Origin of the sequence: Kitasatospora sp. NPDC057936 (assembly GCF_042887525.1) — a bacterium.
Lineage (GTDB): Bacteria > Actinomycetota > Actinomycetes > Streptomycetales > Streptomycetaceae > Kitasatospora.
Genome location: NZ_JBHVPD010000049.1, coordinates 59,014 through 72,823, shown reverse-complemented (window position 1 = coordinate 72,823; position 13,810 = coordinate 59,014). Strand labels below are relative to the sequence as shown.

Genomic DNA, 13,810 nt, shown 5'->3' with positions numbered 1-13,810 from the left:
CTCCCCACCCCCGCCGCCATGGTCCCCACCCTGGAGGCCCTGGCCGCCGCCCGCTGAACCGCCCCGGCACCCGGCAGGCGCCGGGCCCCCCGCCGGCGGCGTTTGCGGGTGGGGCGGGGGGCGCCGCCCCCCCCCCACCGCCCGGCCGACCCGGTCGCGCTGCTCGCCGAGCGGGCGGCCGCCGGGCACGAGCCCACCCTGCGGGCGCTGGACCGGGCGGGGCAGGCCCTGGGGCTCGCCCTCGCGTCCGCCGTGGAGCTCATCGACCCGGACGGCCTGGTCCTCGGCGGTGCCTACGCCGAACTCGCCGACTGGCTGCTGCCGTCCGTGCGCGCCGAGTTGGCCGCCCGGGTCACGGTGCGGCCCTGGGCCCCGGAGGCGCTGCGCCCGTCCGCGCTCGGTCGGCGCGGCCCGCTGCTTGGCGCGGCGCTGACGACGGTGCGCCGGATCATGGCGGACCCGTTGCTGCTGCCCGCCGGGTGATCCGGGGCCCGTACCCCGCGGTCAGTCGTGCTCGGCCACGATCATCGCGTGGCCGTCCCCGGTGGTGACCCGCACGTGGACGTACTCGCCGTCGTACTCCCAGGGCAGCTCCAGCCCGGCCGGCTGGAGCCGCACCGAGCGCGGGGCGGCGGCGAGCCGGACGGCGACCGGCACGTCGACCAGCGGGAACGGGTCGTGCACCAGGTCGAGCTCCGGGGTCTCCCGGGACGGGACGAAGCTGATCAGGTGCACCACGGTGCCTGCGGCGGTGCGCTTCACGGTGGTCTCCAGGTGGACCGGCCCGCCGGCACGGACGAGCGGGTCCGGCAGGAGCCGGTCCAGGGCGGCGCCGAGCAGCCGACGGTACGTCTCCAGGCCGTGCTCGTGGAAGGCCTCCAGCAGCGACACGGTCACCGCGGCCACCCCGTCGCCGACGACGACGGCCGCCTCGTCGGTCGGGTCGGCCGGGGGAGTGTAGGAGTGACCGCAGAACCGGTCCCAGGACCGCGGGAAGTAGGGCGCCACCACCCGGGCCAGGACCTCGGCGCCGGGCAGTGCCCGGGCGGTCAGCCGGGAGCCGTGGCTGATGACCGGGAAGTCCTCCGGGACCCCGGGAACGCCCTGGCAGGCGAGGAACACCTCACCGGCCGGCGCGGGTGCGAGCCCCTCGACCGGGAGGTCGGGGAGGGCGGGCTCGGTGCCGTTCCTGAGCAGCGCCGGCCCGACCAGCAGCACGGCGCCGCCGGCCCGCCGGTACGTGTGCAGGCGCTCCGCCAGGGCGTCGTCGACCGTCGTGGTCTCGGGCACGACGACCGCCCGGTACCCGCTCAGGTCGGCCGTCGGCGGGACCACGTCGAACTGCGCCCGGAGCTGTTGCAGCGCCCGGACGGCGCCGATGTTGCTCGCGCCCGGGTTGTCGCCGAGGCCGGGGTCGGTGACCACGGCGACCTCGCTGACGACCCGGCCGCCGTCGAGGAAGGGCTCGCACTCCTCGATGTGCCCGTAGACCGAGCCGATGAGCTCGTACACCGCCGGAGCGGCGACGCCCCGCGGGTGCAGCACGTCGCCCACGCCGCTGGTCAGACCGTGGCTCAGCATCTGGCTGGTCTCGTACAGCAGCGCCGCCCGGGGCTTGAGGGCGGCGTTGTCCCCCCAGCTCTCGTGGAACCGCCCGGTGTGGCTGAGGACGGGCAGTCCCATGGGGCGGACGAAGCGCGCCACGTACGGGAGGAACGCGTAGCCCCAGCCGCCGGTGGGCAGGCCCTCGATCTCGACGTGCCGGATGAACTGGCGCTCCTCGGGCAGTCCGGTCTTGGGCCGGCTGTTGAACCAGACGCTCTGGGCGGCGTCCGCGGGAAGGGCCTTCTCCACCATCGCGGAGTAGCGTGCCATGTAGCGCCGGGCCACGAGGTTCGCGTAGCGGTTCCGGTGGTCCGCGTCGGCCGGGTCCAGCCCCTCGCGGCGCATCCCGTCCACTGCCCAGCGGCTCGCGCTGGGCTGGTTCCAGCACATGTCGATGAAGATGCCGTCGACCGGGGCGAAGCGCCGGAGCACCTCGTCCAGTTGATCGGCGAAGTAGTCGGCGTAGGGGCTGGACATGTCGAGGATGTTCCAGGCCGCCTCGAAGGCCGAGGTGCTCCAGCGGGCGAGCTTCAGGTCCTCGCCGTGCGCGATCCACTCCGGGTGCTCCCGGGCGGCGAACTCGTCGACCTGGAGGGACAGGTAGATCGGTGCGCGGATGCCCACGGCGTGCAGGGCCTCGACCTGCTCGGCGAGCAGGTCGAGGCCGGGGGCGAGCCCGGGGTGGCGTTCCGGCCGGTCGGTCCCGTAGTAGAGGTGGCCGTGGTGGCACTTGGCGAAGACGGTCACGCTGTCGACGTGGGCGTCGCGGAAGGCCCGGGCGAAGGTCACCGGGTCGAAGTCGCGTCCCACGTCGGGGATGTCGGGGCCGGTGTGAAAGTCCAGGTGCACGGTCCGGCGAGGGAAACGGCGGAGGGTGTGAGCGTTCACATCGCGTGGGGTCATGGGATGGATTTATAGGCCGTGGGCGCCGAGGAGTCCAGGGATTCGGGCATGATACATCCGATGAATGGCCGTATTTCACCGGCCATACCGCGAAGATATGGCCGAAATCCCGATGTCACGTTTGTGAGTCATCGGATGCCTCTACTTGTCGTCGGCGACATCGACGCCACCGTCTCCCGACCCGCCGACCGGTACGCGAAGTACGCGCTGTTCTACGCGCAGGCCGCTGTCGACGGCAAGACGTTCAAGCCGGGTCCGACCGACCACCAGTCGACCATCGTCGCCCTGCCCAACGGGCTGGAGGACCAGCTGCCCGTGTCCTTGGTGACGAAGGACAACGTCGACGACAAGACCCTCTGGGGTAACAACCTGGGCACGTGACACGCCGATCGAAGTGTGTGGCGCCCGTCCTCGGGCGGGCGCCACACGCGTTGGTCAAGCGGCGGGGAAGGATCCTAGAGGGACGGGTCCAGGAAGGCGCGGTCGTAGACTTCCAGCGAGCGGATCGACGCCCACGTGTTAGCGTTCACACCACCGGTGACGGTCACCCGGACGTAGCGGGTCCGGGCCGTGAACGTCGCGGTCTGCACCTGGACGGCGGAGGAGTTCCCGGTCAGGTCGGCGAGCGTCGACCAGGTGGACCCGTCGGCGGAACCGTCGATCCGGAACTGGTAGGCGTGCCCCGGCAGTTCCCAGGCGATCCGCGCGCCCGTGACCGGCCGCACCGAGCCGAGGTCGGCCTGCAGCCAGTGGCCGGTGTTCCCGTCGGCCGCGCACCAGCGGCTGGAGGTGTCCCCGTCGAACGCGTTGGCCGGAACGTTCCCGTGCGAGGTCTCCGAACCGTCGGCCGTGGCCGGGCAGCCGCGGGCGATGTCCGTCGGCACCACCGGGCGGTCGAGCACGATCGCCACGACCGTGTCGTCGGGGTAGCGGGTGCGGTCGATGCCCGTGATGGTGACGGCGTTCCCGCTCGCCGAGCCGAAGGACAGCGCGCTCTTGGAGACCACGTCGTAGACCGAGGTGACGTTCGCGTCGCCCAGGGACGGCGTCGTGAAGCTGCTGCCGCCGTTGTACCCGGCCAGCAGGTGTGCGTAGACGGTCCGGTCGGCGAAGGTGAAGCCGTACTGGCCGTCCACCGGGTTCCACGGGCCGCCGCGGGTGTTGTACACGGCCTCCCGGTTGGCGTTCATGAACCCGCCGAGCTGACGGATCACCGCGGCCTGCGTGCTCGGGACCGTACCGGTCGCGTCCGGGCCGACGTTGACGAGCACGGACATGTCGCGGACGAAGGAGTTGACGAACAGGCCCAGCGCTTGGGAGAAGGGCATGGCGGAGTTGCCGCTGTACCCCCAGCTCCCGCCGACGCTGAACGTCTTCTGGACCAGGCGGCCGTACCGGATCGGACCGCTCGGCACGCCGGAGCCCTCGTCGAGGTCGTAGTCGCCCACCCATCCCGAGCGGGAGTTGGACACGGCGTTCGGCTGGTGCCGGCGCAGCACGCCGGTGAGGCCCAGCGGCCTGCCGGTGCCCGTCTCGGTGTCGCCGTACGCGGCGTCCACCTGCCAGCCGTTGCCGCCGTCCCGGTACTGACCGGGCTCCCAGAAGAACGACCCCGACGCGTCGGTGCCCTGCTGCGCCAGCCAGCCGCCGTCCCACCAGATGTCGTCGATCGCGCCGTAGTCGGTGACCAGCTCCTTCACGGACTGGTACACCTCGTTCTTCATGATCCGGGCGTTCTCGTGGTAGTCGAAGCCGGCCGGATCCGAGCCCTCGTAGTTCCACGGGTACACGCTGTTCGGCAGCACGCAGTCGGAGGTGAGCGCGGGGCTCGGCGGCTTCGAGCCGCTCACGTCGTAGTAGCCGGGGTAGCGCCAGTCGATCGGCGAGTAGTAGAGCCCGACCCGCAGGCCCGCCGCGCGCACGGCGTTCACGTAGCCCTTGACGAAGTCCGTGCCGGCCGGGAAGGGGGCGGAGCCGGTGGTCCAGGCATTGGGGTGGCCGCTGGGCCACAGGGCGAACCCCTCGTGGTGACGGGTGGTCAGGACGACTTCGGCGGCGCCGAGGTCCTTGGCCAGCTGCGCCCAGGCGGCGGGGTCGTAGGACTGGGACTGGCTCGCGAACGAGCCGGCCCACTGCGCCCGGTAGGAGGTCGGCGCGGTCTTCGAGTAGAACATGTTCCACTCACCCTGGGCCGCTGCCGAGTAGACACCCCAGTGGATGAACATGGACACCTTGTTGTCGCGCATCCACTGGATCTTGCTGTCCGGCTGCTGCCAGGCCCCCTGGTCGAGCTTCGGGACGCGCAGCGGGACGAGGGGCAGCGCGGCGCCTCCGGTCGCGGCGTCAGCGGTCACGGCGTCCCCGGTCGCGGCGGCCTCGGCCCGGCTGCCGACGGGTCCGATGACCGTGGCGGCGGTGGCAACTGCCAGGCCGGTGAGCATGCTTCTCCGGCTGATGGATCGTGGCATGGATGCTCCATATGTCCTGGAATGCTCGCAAAGGGAGTGGCCTGGCGAGTCAGGTACATGTATGGCGGCGCACGGAGTGGCGTGTCAAGACATCTGACGGCGATATGTCGGATGAATCAAGGCCGCTCCGCGTTCATGCCGGGAGCGGGTGAACGTTCTCAAGAAGGCGGGCAGTCTGCTCTGAATTGGGGAGAATCAGCAGGTCAACGTGATGATATGTGCCCCTGGCCGACTGGGCTTGCGGCACTGTTCCGCTTCTCCGTCGGCTCGGCCTTGCAGATGGGGTGGCCCGGAGGATGCTTAGTCATCGGATCAATCCGGTGCGGGCGGGTCGTAAGGGCCCACCCTCCCCGCCGGCGGCCTCAAGGGCGAGAGGTCACCCGCCGGCCCGACACGATCTCAGGCGGCGCCGTCCGGGGTGGGGCAGGCACTGTGCACCAGGCGCCGGGCCAGGTCGGTGGTGCGGCGGGCGGGACCGTCGGGGCCGAGGACGGTGGCGGTGGCGTAGGCGCCGTTGAGGACCAGCAGGAGCTCGTCGGCGAGCTGCTCGGGGTCGGCGGCGCGGGCGTCGGCGGCCAGGTCGCGCAGCCAGTCGCGGAGCTGCAGCTTGTGGGCCTTGGCGACCTGGTTGGCAGGGTGCTCGGGATCGGGGAACTCGGTGTTGGTGTTGAGCATCGGGCAGCCCCGGAAGCCGTCCCGCCCGGTGTGGCCGGTGACCGCCGCGAAGACCGCGACCAGCTTCTCGCGCGGCTCGGCCACCTGGTCGGCGGCCTCGCGCAGGCCGGCCAGCCAGCGCTCCGCCCGGTCCTCCACGTAGGCGGTGGCGAGGGCGTCCTTGGTGGGGAACTGGCGGTAGACGGTCGCGTTGCCGACGCCGCTCTCCTTGACCACCAGGTCCATGCCGACCGCGCGGATGCCGCGCTGGTAGTAGAGGTCGCCCGCCACGTCCAGGACGTGCCGCCGGTTCTCCTGTGCCGTCCTGCGGGCCATGGCTTCCTCCTGGGGGCTGGTGCTGGTGCTGCGATCCGATCCGGCCGTCCTCAGCCGCAACTTTGACAGACGGATCGTTCCGTCACAACATGGGTGACGGAACGATCCGTCACATTGACCGCCGCACCCACCGAGGGAGCACCAGGACATGAACCGCCCCGCCACGCCGCGCACCCTGGTCGTCGTCGCGCACCCCGACCCGGGCTCCTCCCGGATCACGGTCGGCCTGGCCGACGCGGTCCGGGACCTGGACCACGTCACCGTGCACGACCTGTCCGCCGCCTACCCCGACGGGCGGATCGACGTCGAGCGCGAGCAGGCGCTGCTGCGCGCGCACGACCGGATCGTCTGGCAGTTCCCCTGGCACTGGTACTCGGTGCCGGCCGTGCTCAAGACCTGGATCGACGAGGTGCTGGCGTACGGGTTCGCCTACGGCACCGGCGGCACCGCGTTGCACGGCAAGACCCTCCAGCTGGTCACCTCCACCGGCGCACCCGAGGAGGCCTACGCGCCCGAGGGCCGAAACCGCTTCACCATGGCGCAGCTGATGGCCCCGCTGGACGCCACGGCCCACCTGACGGGCATGCGGCTCGCCGAGCCCCTCGTGCTGTTCGGCGCCCGCCTGGTCTCCGACGTGGAACTCAAGGCCCACGCCGAGCAGTACCGCACCTTGCTCGCCGCCTGAGAACGTGCCGGGCGGGCGACCGCTCGTTCCTTCCGACGCCGCCGGGCCGGTCACACCTCCTGGTCGGCCCAGAGGTGCGACTCCGCCTTGCCGAGGGTGTCGCGCAGCCACTGTTCGACCCCGGCGACGTGTGCGGTCGCCCAGGCGTGGGCGACCTCGGGCATGCGGCGGGCGATGGCGTCGAGGATGGCGCGGTGCTGCTGGCGGGTGCGGGCCACCGCGTCCTCCTCCGTCAGCCCGCGCCAGATCCGTGCGCGCGTGGTGGGGCCGGACAGGCCGTCGATCAGCGAGCAGAGCACGGTGTTGCCCGACCCGGCCGCGATCAGGTGGTGGAACTCCAGGTCGTTGGCGATGAGTTCGTCGAGCGACGCGTCCTCGGGCAGGCCCTCCAGCATGTCGCGCAGGGCGGCGATGTCCTCGTCGGACATGACCCGGGCGGCCATCGCGGTGGCGGCCGGCTCCAGGATGCGGCGGACCTCCAGGAACTCCAGGACCGTGTTGTCCTGGTGGAAGTCGACGACGAATCCCAGCGCGTCCAGCAGGACTTCGGGCTCCAGGCTGGTGACGTACGTCCCGTCGCCCTGACGCACGTCGAGCACCCGGATGAGCGAGAGGGCCTTGACCGCCTCCCGCAGGGAGTTGCGGGAGAGGCCGAGCCGGTCCGCGAGGTCGGCCTCCTTCGGCAGGCGCTCACCGGGGCGGAGCTCACCGCTCACGATCATGGCCTTGATCTTCTCGATCGCCTCGTCGGTGACTGGCACGACTACGCCCTCCTGGTCATCTGATCTTCGCAGCATACGGGTTCCGCCCGGGGCGGCCGCGGTGCCCGGAAGCACCGCGGCCGCCCCGGACGGTCGTCACAGCTCCCACACGACGGGGAGCCCGGCCGCGCCGCCCGCCTCGGAGTAGTCGTGGACGACGTCGAGGAGCTCGGCCATCCGCGCCTGCCAGGCGATGTTGACCGGGAGGTACTCCAGCTCGGCGAGCAGCCGGGCGTAGTCCGCGCACTCCAGCAGGTGGAACAGCTCGGACCCGCTGCGCCAGATGGTCCAGGAGGTCACGCCGGCGGCCCTGATGGCGTCGGTGAGTTCGGCCGGTACCTCGCGGTGCGCGGCCTCGTACTCCTCGATCCGGTCCTCGCGGACGCGGGTGTGCAGGGCGATCCTCATGACTGCTCCGGGTGTTCGGGGTGGGGCGGGCCGGTGGTGCCGACGGGCTCGACGATGATCACGTCCAGGGTCCGGGGCCCGTGCACGCCCTCGACCCGGGTGAGTTCGATGTCGCTGGTCGCGGAGGGGCCGGAGACGAAGGTCAACGGCAGGCGCGGGTCCAGGCGCGCCAGCGCCGCGGGGACGTCGTCGACGATCTGCTCGGCGCGGACGACGCACAGGTGGTAGTCGGGGACGAGGGTGAGCGCGCGCCTGCCCTGGCCCGGCCCGGTGTCCAGGACGATCGTGCCGGTGACGGCGATGCCGACGGCGGCGAGGGTGACGGCGCCGTCCAGGGCGTCCAGGGCGGGGACGTCGAGGGGCTCCCGGTGCCATTCCCGGTTCCCGGGTGGCAGGAGCTCGTGGGGGAAGCCGTCGGGCACCGCCAGGCGCGTGGCTCCGCGCGCGGTGAGGGCGGCGGCGATGGCCCCCGGCAGGCCGGCCGGGTCGGTCCGGGTGACGGTGGCCCGGTAGTCGGCGACCCGCTCGGCGAACAGCGCCGTGAGGTCCTCGCCGGGGGCGGTGTGGCCGCGCCGGTAGTCACGGGGGACGGGGACGTCGTCCGGGCCCTCGTCGGCGGGGACGTCCGCGAGGGCGGCGCGGATCCGGGCGAGGACGGCCTCGCGGGTGCTCGTCACTTTCCCTCCCGGTTCTTGCGCCACCAGGCGCGGAACGACTCGGCGGGCGGCGCGGGGGTGTCCCGTTCGGCGGACCAGGCACCCAGGGGGCCGGGGCCGGGCAGCCGGCCGATCCGTCCGTTCCGGGCGAGGGCCCGGCCGCCTAGCGAGGCCGCCTTCTGGGCGGCGGTCAGCAGCGCGGGGGAGTCGAGGACGGTGGCGGCCGCCTTCATCGCGAGTGCCTCCGCGCCGGCTAGGCGCCCGGTGCTCCGCTTGGCCCGGACCGCCGAGGCCCGCAGGTGGACCAGCAGCTTCGGAATGTCGATCTTCACCGGGCAGGCGTCGTAGCACGCCCCGCACAGGGTGGAGGCGAACGGCAGGCTGGCAGCGCTGCTTTGAGTGTCACTGCCGACGCCGACCAGCTGCGGGGTCAGCACGGCGCCGATCGGCCCCGGGTAGACCGAGCCGTAGGCGTGTCCGCCGGTGCGCTCGAAGACCGGGCAGACGTTGAGGCAGGCGGAGCAGCGGATGCAGGCAAGGGCCTGGCGGCCGACGGTGTCGGCGAGGGTGTCGGTGCGGCCGTTGTCGAGCAGCACGAGGTGGAACGCCGACGGGCCGTCGGACTCCGTGATGCCGGTCCAGGTGGAGGTGTACGGGTTCATCCGCTCGCCGGTGGAGGAGCGGGGCAGCAGCTGGAGGAACACCTCCAGGTCGGTCCAGGTGGGCACGACCTTCTCGATGCCCATGACGGTGATCAGGGTCTCGGGCAGGGTCAGGCACATCCGGCCGTTGCCCTCGGACTCGACCACGACGACGGTGCCGGTGTCGGCGACGGCGAAGTTGGCGCCGGAGACGGCGACCTTCGCGCGGAGGAACTTCTCCCGCAGGTGCCGGCGGGCGGCCTCGGCGAGCTCGGCGGGCTCGTCGGTGAGCCCCTCGGGGGCCGGCTGCCCCCACTCGCCCATCCGCTCGGTGAACAGGTCGCGGACCTCGGTGCGGTTGCGGTGGATCGCCGGGACCAGGATGTGGGAGGGGCGGTCGTCGCCGAGCTGGACGATCAGTTCGGCGAGGTCCGTCTCGTAGGCGGTGATGCCGGCCTCGGCGAGCGCCTCGTTGAGCCCGATCTCCTGGGTGGCCATCGACTTGACCTTCACGACCTCGCGCTCGCCGGTGGCGCGCACCAGCTCGGTGACGATGCGGTTGGCCTCGGCGGCGTCGGCGGCCCAGTGCACCGTCCCGCCCGCCGCGGTGACCGACTCCTCCAGCCGGAGGAGGTGGTGGTCGAGGTGGCGCAGGGTCCGCGTCTTGACGGCGTCGGCGGCGTCGCGCAGCGCCTCCCAGTCGTCCAGCTCCGAGGCGACGGCGAGCCGCTTGTCGCGGATGACGGTCGTCGCCCGCTTCAGGTTGGCCCGCAGCCGGGTGTCGCCGAGGGCCTCGCGGGCGGCGTCGGGGAAGGACGGTGAGCCCAGCCAGACCACTCCGCGGTCGCCGGGGGCGGTCACGTTCTCACTCCTTCGGTGCCGGCGAGGATCTCGGCCAGGTGCATGGTCCGCACCGCCGCGCCCTGCCGGGACAGGCCGCCGCCGATGTGCATCAGACAGGAGTTGTCGGCCGTACACAGGAATTCGGCGCCCGTCCCGAGGACGGCCTTCACCTTGTCGGCGAGCATCGCGCCGGAGGTGGCGGAGTTCTTGACGGCGAAGGTGCCGCCGAAGCCGCAGCACGACTCGGCGGCCGGGAGCTCGACCAGGTCGAGGTCCTCGACCGCCCGGAGCAGCCGTTGCGGGCGGTCGCCGAGGCGCAGTGCGCGCAGCGAGTGGCAGGTGGGGTGGTAGGTGACGCGGTGCGGGAAGCGGGCGCCGACGTCGGTGACGCCGAGGACGTCGGTCAGGAACTCGGTGAACTCGTGTACCCGGGGCGCCAGTTCGGCGACCTGTCGGCGCAGCTCCGGGGAGCCGTACTCCTCGGCGAGGACGGGGTGGTGGTCCCGGACGAGGCCGGCGCAGGAGGCGGACGGGGTGACGACGGCGTCGTACTCGCCGAAGGCGCGCGCGAAGCGGGTCACCAGCGGCGCGGCCTCCGCCGGATAGCCGGTGTTGACGTGCATCTGCCCGCAGCAGGTCTGTTCCATGGGGAACTCGACGGTGTGGCCCAGCCGTTCGAGGACGCTCACGACGGCCCGGCCGGTGCCGGGGAACATCGTGTCGTTGAAACACGTGATGAAGAGCGCGACGCGCATCAGCCGGTGCCCTCCGGGGTCGGTACGTCCGCGGGAAGCAGCCCGCGGTCCTTGAGTTCGGTCCAGAGCGCGGCGGGCACCGGGTGGCGCAGCATCGCGGCGGAGTCCCGGACTTCGGCAGCGCTGCGGGTGCCGACCAGGACGCTCGCCACGGCGGGGTGTCCGAACGGGAAGCGCAGTGCCGCTGCGCGCAGCGGCACGCCGTGCTGCTCGCAGACGGCCTTGAGGTCGAGCGCCCGCGTGAGGAGTTCCTCGGGCGCGGCGGCGTAGTCGAAGGTGGCACCGGGGCGCGGGTCGGCGAGCAGGCCGGAGTTGAAGACGCCGCCGATCACGACGCCGACGCCGCGTTCGGCGGCGAGCGGCAGCAGCTCGGTGAGCCCGCGCTGGTCGAGCAGGCTGTAGCGGCCGGCCAGGAGGACGGCGTCGAGGTCGGTTTCGCGGATGAAGCGGGCGAGGAGCTCGGCCTGGTTCATCCCGACGCCGATGGCGCCGACCATGCCCTCGTCGCGCAGCCGGGCCAGTTCGGGGTAGGCCTCGCCGAGCGCCTGCTCCGCGTGGTCGTCGGGGTCGTGGAGGTAGACGACGTCGATCCGGTCCAGGCCGAGCCGCTCCAGGCTGTCCTCGATCGACCGGCGGACGCCCACGGCGCTGAAGTCCCAGATCCGGCGGTGGGTGGCGGGGACGGCGAAGCCGTTGGCGAGGTCGTCGCCGGCCGGCTCCGGGGCCGGCCGCAGCAGGCGGCCGACCTTGGTGGACAGCGTGTACTCGTGCCGGGGGAACCCGGCCAGGGCCCGACCGAGCCGACGCTCGGACAGGCCCAGGCCGTAGTGCGGGGCGGTGTCGAAGTAGCGGACACCGGACTCCCAGGCGGCGGCGACGGCCGCTTCGGCGTCGGCGTCGGACACCGGTGTGAACAGGTTGCCGATACCCGCGGCGCCGAAGGCGAGTTCGCCCACCTCCACGGCGCTGCGGCCCAGCGGCCGGGTGCGCGGGGTCACGGCCGCGGCTCCGGCCGCAGGCGCAGGCCCGCCATGCCGCCGTCGACCTGCAGGGCCGTGCCGGTGACGCTGCCGGCGGCCGGGGAGGCCAGGTAGGCGACGGCGGCGGCGACCTCCTCGGCGGTGACCAGGCGGCCGTGCGGCTGGCGGCTGTCGAGTGCCGCGCGCTCGGCGGCCGGGTCGTCCGCGGAGTCCAGCAGCCGTCCGACCCACGGGGTGTCCACGGTGCCGGGGTTGACGCAGTTGACCCGGATGCCCTCGCGGACGTGGTCGGCGGCCATGGCCAGGGTGAGCGAGAGCACGGCGCCCTTGCTGGCCGAGTAGAGCGCGCGCTGGGGCAGGCCGGCGGTGGCGGCGATGGAGCAGGTGTTCACCACCGCGGCCCGGGTCGAGCGGCGCAGGTGCGGAAGGGCGGCCCGGGTGGTGCGCACGACGCCGAGCAGGTTGACGTCGAGGACGCGGTGCCACTGCTCGTCGAGGTTGTCCTCCACGGTTCCGATCGCGCCGATGCCCGCGTTGTTGACCAGGATGTCGATCCCGCCGAGGGCCTCGGCCGCCGCCCGGACGCCGTCGCGCACGGAGGCGTCGTCGCTGACGTCGGCGGTGAAGCCCAGCAGCGGCTCCTTCACCCCCGACGGGTCGAGGTCGAGGACGGCCACGCGGGCGCCGCGCTCCGCGAGCAGGGACGCGGTGGCGAGGCCGATCCCGGAGGCGCCGCCGGTGACGAGCGCCGTCAGTCCGCCGAGTTCTGCGGTCGTCATGCGCTCGCCTCCTCCGTCTGCGTCAGTTCGGCGGCCCAGAACGTACCGCGCGGGTAGTGGTAGGTGTCCAGTGCGGACTGGTGCATGGCGGCGGAGAACCCGGGCGCGGTGGGCGCGCGGTAGTGGCCGTCGGTGATCACCACGGGGTCGAGGAAGTGCTCGTGGAGGTGGTCGACGAACTCGATGACGCGGTCCTCGGTGGTGCCGGTGAGCGCCACGTAGTCGAACATGGACAGGTGCTGGACGAGCTCGCACAGGCCCACGCCGCCGGCGTGCGGGCACACCGGGACGCCGAACTTCGCGGCGAGCAGGAGGATGGCGAGGTTCTCGTTGACGCCGCCGACCCGCGCGGAGTCCAGCTGGAGGACGTCGATCGCGTCGGCTTGGAGCAGCTGCTTGAACACGATGCGGTTCTGCACGTGCTCGCCGGTGGCGACCTTGACCGGGTGGACGCCGCGGCGGACGCTGGCGTGGCCGAGGACGTCGTCGGGGCTGGTGGGCTCCTCGATCCAGTACGGGTCGAACTCGGCGAGGGCGTTGGTCCACTCGATGGCCTCGCCGACGTTCCAGCGCTGGTTGGCGTCGATGGCCATCCGGATGTCGGGTCCGACGGCGGCGCGGGCGGCGCGGCAGCGGCGGATGTCGTCGGCGAGGTCGGCGCCGACCTTGAGCTTGATCTGGGTGAAGCCGTCGGCGATGGCCGCCTTGGCGAGGCGGGTGAGCTTCTCGTCGGAGTAGCCGAGCCAGCCGGGGGAGGTGGTGTAGGCGGGGTAGCCGCGCTCGAGGAGCCGGGCGGCGCGTTCGGCGGCGCCCTCCTTGCCCTTGGTCAGCAGCTCCAGGGCCTCGTCGGGGGTGATGGCGTCGGCGATGTAGCGGAAGTCGACCTGGGAGACGAGCCAGGCGGGGTCGGCGTCGGCGAGCAGCTGCCACAGCGGCTTGCCCTCCGCCTTGGCGGCGAGGTCCCAGACGGCGTTGACGACGGCGCCGATGGCCATGTGCATCACGCCCTTCTCGGGGCCGAGCCAGCGCAGCTGGCTGTCGCCGATCAGGTCGTGGTAGAGCGATCCGGGGTCGGCGCAGAGCTCGGCGACCGGGCGCCCGAGGACGTGCGGGCGGAGCGCGTCGATGGCGGCCACCTGGACGTCGTTGCCGCGTCCGATGGTGAAGGTGAAGCCGTGGCCCTCGGGGCCGCCGTCGGAGGTCCGCAGGACGACGTAGGCGGCGGAGTAGTCGGGGTCGGGGTTCATCGCGTCGGACCCGTCCAGCTCCCGCGAGGTGGGGAAGCGGATGTCGTAGGTGTCGACGGCGGTGATCCGCGCAGTGGTTGCGGACAAGG

Annotated in this window: 13 protein-coding genes and 1 pseudogene; 3 read left to right on the top strand and 11 right to left on the bottom strand. The window is 72.6% G+C overall.

What is annotated here, in order from left to right; translation table 11 throughout:
• Nucleotides 1-108: 108 nt before the first annotated feature.
• Nucleotides 109-483: an ROK family protein gene (locus ACFVU9_RS24775; protein ID WP_387596793.1), complete on the top strand. Its 375-nt coding sequence runs from the start codon at nt 109-111 to the stop codon at nt 481-483.
• 21 nt (nt 484-504) lie between these two features.
• Here the strand turns inward: ACFVU9_RS24775 and ACFVU9_RS24770 are convergent, their stop codons facing one another.
• Nucleotides 505-2,454, bottom strand: coding sequence for a beta-galactosidase trimerization domain-containing protein (locus tag ACFVU9_RS24770; protein ID WP_387596789.1), 1,950 nt, complete (start codon nt 2,452-2,454; stop codon nt 505-507).
• A 207-nt stretch (nt 2,455-2,661) separates the two neighbouring features.
• Between ACFVU9_RS24770 and ACFVU9_RS24765 the strand changes: the two are divergent.
• A pseudogene (locus tag ACFVU9_RS24765) lies at nt 2,662-2,889 on the top strand (sugar ABC transporter substrate-binding protein); the annotation flags it as partial.
• A gap of 74 nt (nt 2,890-2,963) precedes the next feature.
• Here the strand turns inward: ACFVU9_RS24765 and ACFVU9_RS24760 are convergent.
• Nucleotides 2,964-4,976, bottom strand: a complete 2,013-nt coding sequence (locus ACFVU9_RS24760) for an alpha-L-fucosidase (protein WP_387596786.1) — start codon at nt 4,974-4,976, stop codon at nt 2,964-2,966.
• A 399-nt stretch (nt 4,977-5,375) separates the two neighbouring features.
• Complete coding sequence (locus ACFVU9_RS24755) at nt 5,376-5,966, bottom strand: TetR/AcrR family transcriptional regulator (protein ID WP_387596783.1); 591 nt, start codon at nt 5,964-5,966, stop codon at nt 5,376-5,378.
• 148 nt (nt 5,967-6,114) lie between these two features.
• On the opposite strand from ACFVU9_RS24755, the gene ACFVU9_RS24750 reads away from it, so the two are divergent.
• Entirely contained in the window at nt 6,115-6,651 is a 537-nt protein-coding gene (locus ACFVU9_RS24750) for an NAD(P)H-dependent oxidoreductase (protein ID WP_387596780.1), read from the top strand.
• A 50-nt stretch (nt 6,652-6,701) separates the two neighbouring features.
• On the opposite strand, the gene ACFVU9_RS24745 is transcribed toward ACFVU9_RS24750, so the two are convergent.
• From ACFVU9_RS24745 to ACFVU9_RS24710, 8 genes are all read right to left on the bottom strand, one after another.
• Complete coding sequence (locus tag ACFVU9_RS24745; RefSeq protein WP_380449036.1) at nt 6,702-7,412, bottom strand: FadR/GntR family transcriptional regulator; 711 nt, start codon at nt 7,410-7,412, stop codon at nt 6,702-6,704.
• 96 nt (nt 7,413-7,508) lie between these two features.
• Nucleotides 7,509-7,820, bottom strand: coding sequence for an L-rhamnose mutarotase (locus ACFVU9_RS24740; protein ID WP_387596777.1), 312 nt, complete (start codon nt 7,818-7,820; stop codon nt 7,509-7,511).
• Nucleotides 7,817-8,497 (bottom strand): lactate utilization protein C, encoded by a 681-nt coding sequence (locus ACFVU9_RS24735; RefSeq protein WP_387596774.1) that lies wholly within the window; start codon nt 8,495-8,497, stop codon nt 7,817-7,819. The genes ACFVU9_RS24740 and ACFVU9_RS24735 overlap by 4 nt, the downstream gene beginning before the upstream one ends.
• On the bottom strand, nt 8,494-9,978 hold the full coding sequence (locus ACFVU9_RS24730; RefSeq protein WP_387596771.1) for a LutB/LldF family L-lactate oxidation iron-sulfur protein: 1,485 nt from the start codon (nt 9,976-9,978) through the stop codon (nt 8,494-8,496). Before ACFVU9_RS24730 ends, ACFVU9_RS24735 begins: the two co-directional genes overlap by 4 nt.
• Nucleotides 9,975-10,715: a (Fe-S)-binding protein gene (locus ACFVU9_RS24725; protein WP_387596768.1), complete on the bottom strand. Its 741-nt coding sequence runs from the start codon at nt 10,713-10,715 to the stop codon at nt 9,975-9,977. The genes ACFVU9_RS24730 and ACFVU9_RS24725 overlap by 4 nt, the downstream gene beginning before the upstream one ends.
• Nucleotides 10,715-11,713 carry an aldo/keto reductase gene (locus ACFVU9_RS24720; protein ID WP_387596765.1) on the bottom strand — a complete coding sequence of 333 codons (999 nt, stop codon included), beginning with the start codon at nt 11,711-11,713 and terminating at the stop codon, nt 10,715-10,717. The genes ACFVU9_RS24725 and ACFVU9_RS24720 overlap by 1 nt, the downstream gene beginning before the upstream one ends.
• The gene (locus tag ACFVU9_RS24715) at nt 11,710-12,474 is read right to left on the bottom strand and encodes an SDR family NAD(P)-dependent oxidoreductase (RefSeq protein ID WP_387596762.1); all 765 of its coding nucleotides are present in this window, start codon (nt 12,472-12,474) and stop codon (nt 11,710-11,712) included. Before ACFVU9_RS24715 ends, ACFVU9_RS24720 begins: the two co-directional genes overlap by 4 nt.
• Complete coding sequence (locus tag ACFVU9_RS24710) at nt 12,471-13,808, bottom strand: L-fuconate dehydratase (RefSeq protein WP_387596759.1); 1,338 nt, start codon at nt 13,806-13,808, stop codon at nt 12,471-12,473. The genes ACFVU9_RS24715 and ACFVU9_RS24710 overlap by 4 nt, the downstream gene beginning before the upstream one ends.
• Nucleotides 13,809-13,810 lie beyond the last annotated feature (2 nt).

What these genes read in the sequence shown, in the direction of transcription:
- ACFVU9_RS24760 (WP_387596786.1), bottom strand. Translation starts at nt 4,976, where the DNA reads ATGCCACGATCCATCAGCCGGAGAAGCATGCTCACCGGCCTGGCAGTT.
- ACFVU9_RS24755 (WP_387596783.1), bottom strand. Translation starts at nt 5,966, where the DNA reads ATGGCCCGCAGGACGGCACAGGAGAACCGGCGGCACGTCCTGGACGTG.
- ACFVU9_RS24750 (WP_387596780.1), top strand. Translation starts at nt 6,115, where the DNA reads ATGAACCGCCCCGCCACGCCGCGCACCCTGGTCGTCGTCGCGCACCCC.
- ACFVU9_RS24740 (WP_387596777.1), bottom strand. Translation starts at nt 7,820, where the DNA reads ATGAGGATCGCCCTGCACACCCGCGTCCGCGAGGACCGGATCGAGGAG.
- ACFVU9_RS24725 (WP_387596768.1), bottom strand. Translation starts at nt 10,715, where the DNA reads ATGCGCGTCGCGCTCTTCATCACGTGTTTCAACGACACGATGTTCCCC.
- ACFVU9_RS24715 (WP_387596762.1), bottom strand. Translation starts at nt 12,474, where the DNA reads ATGACGACCGCAGAACTCGGCGGACTGACGGCGCTCGTCACCGGCGGC.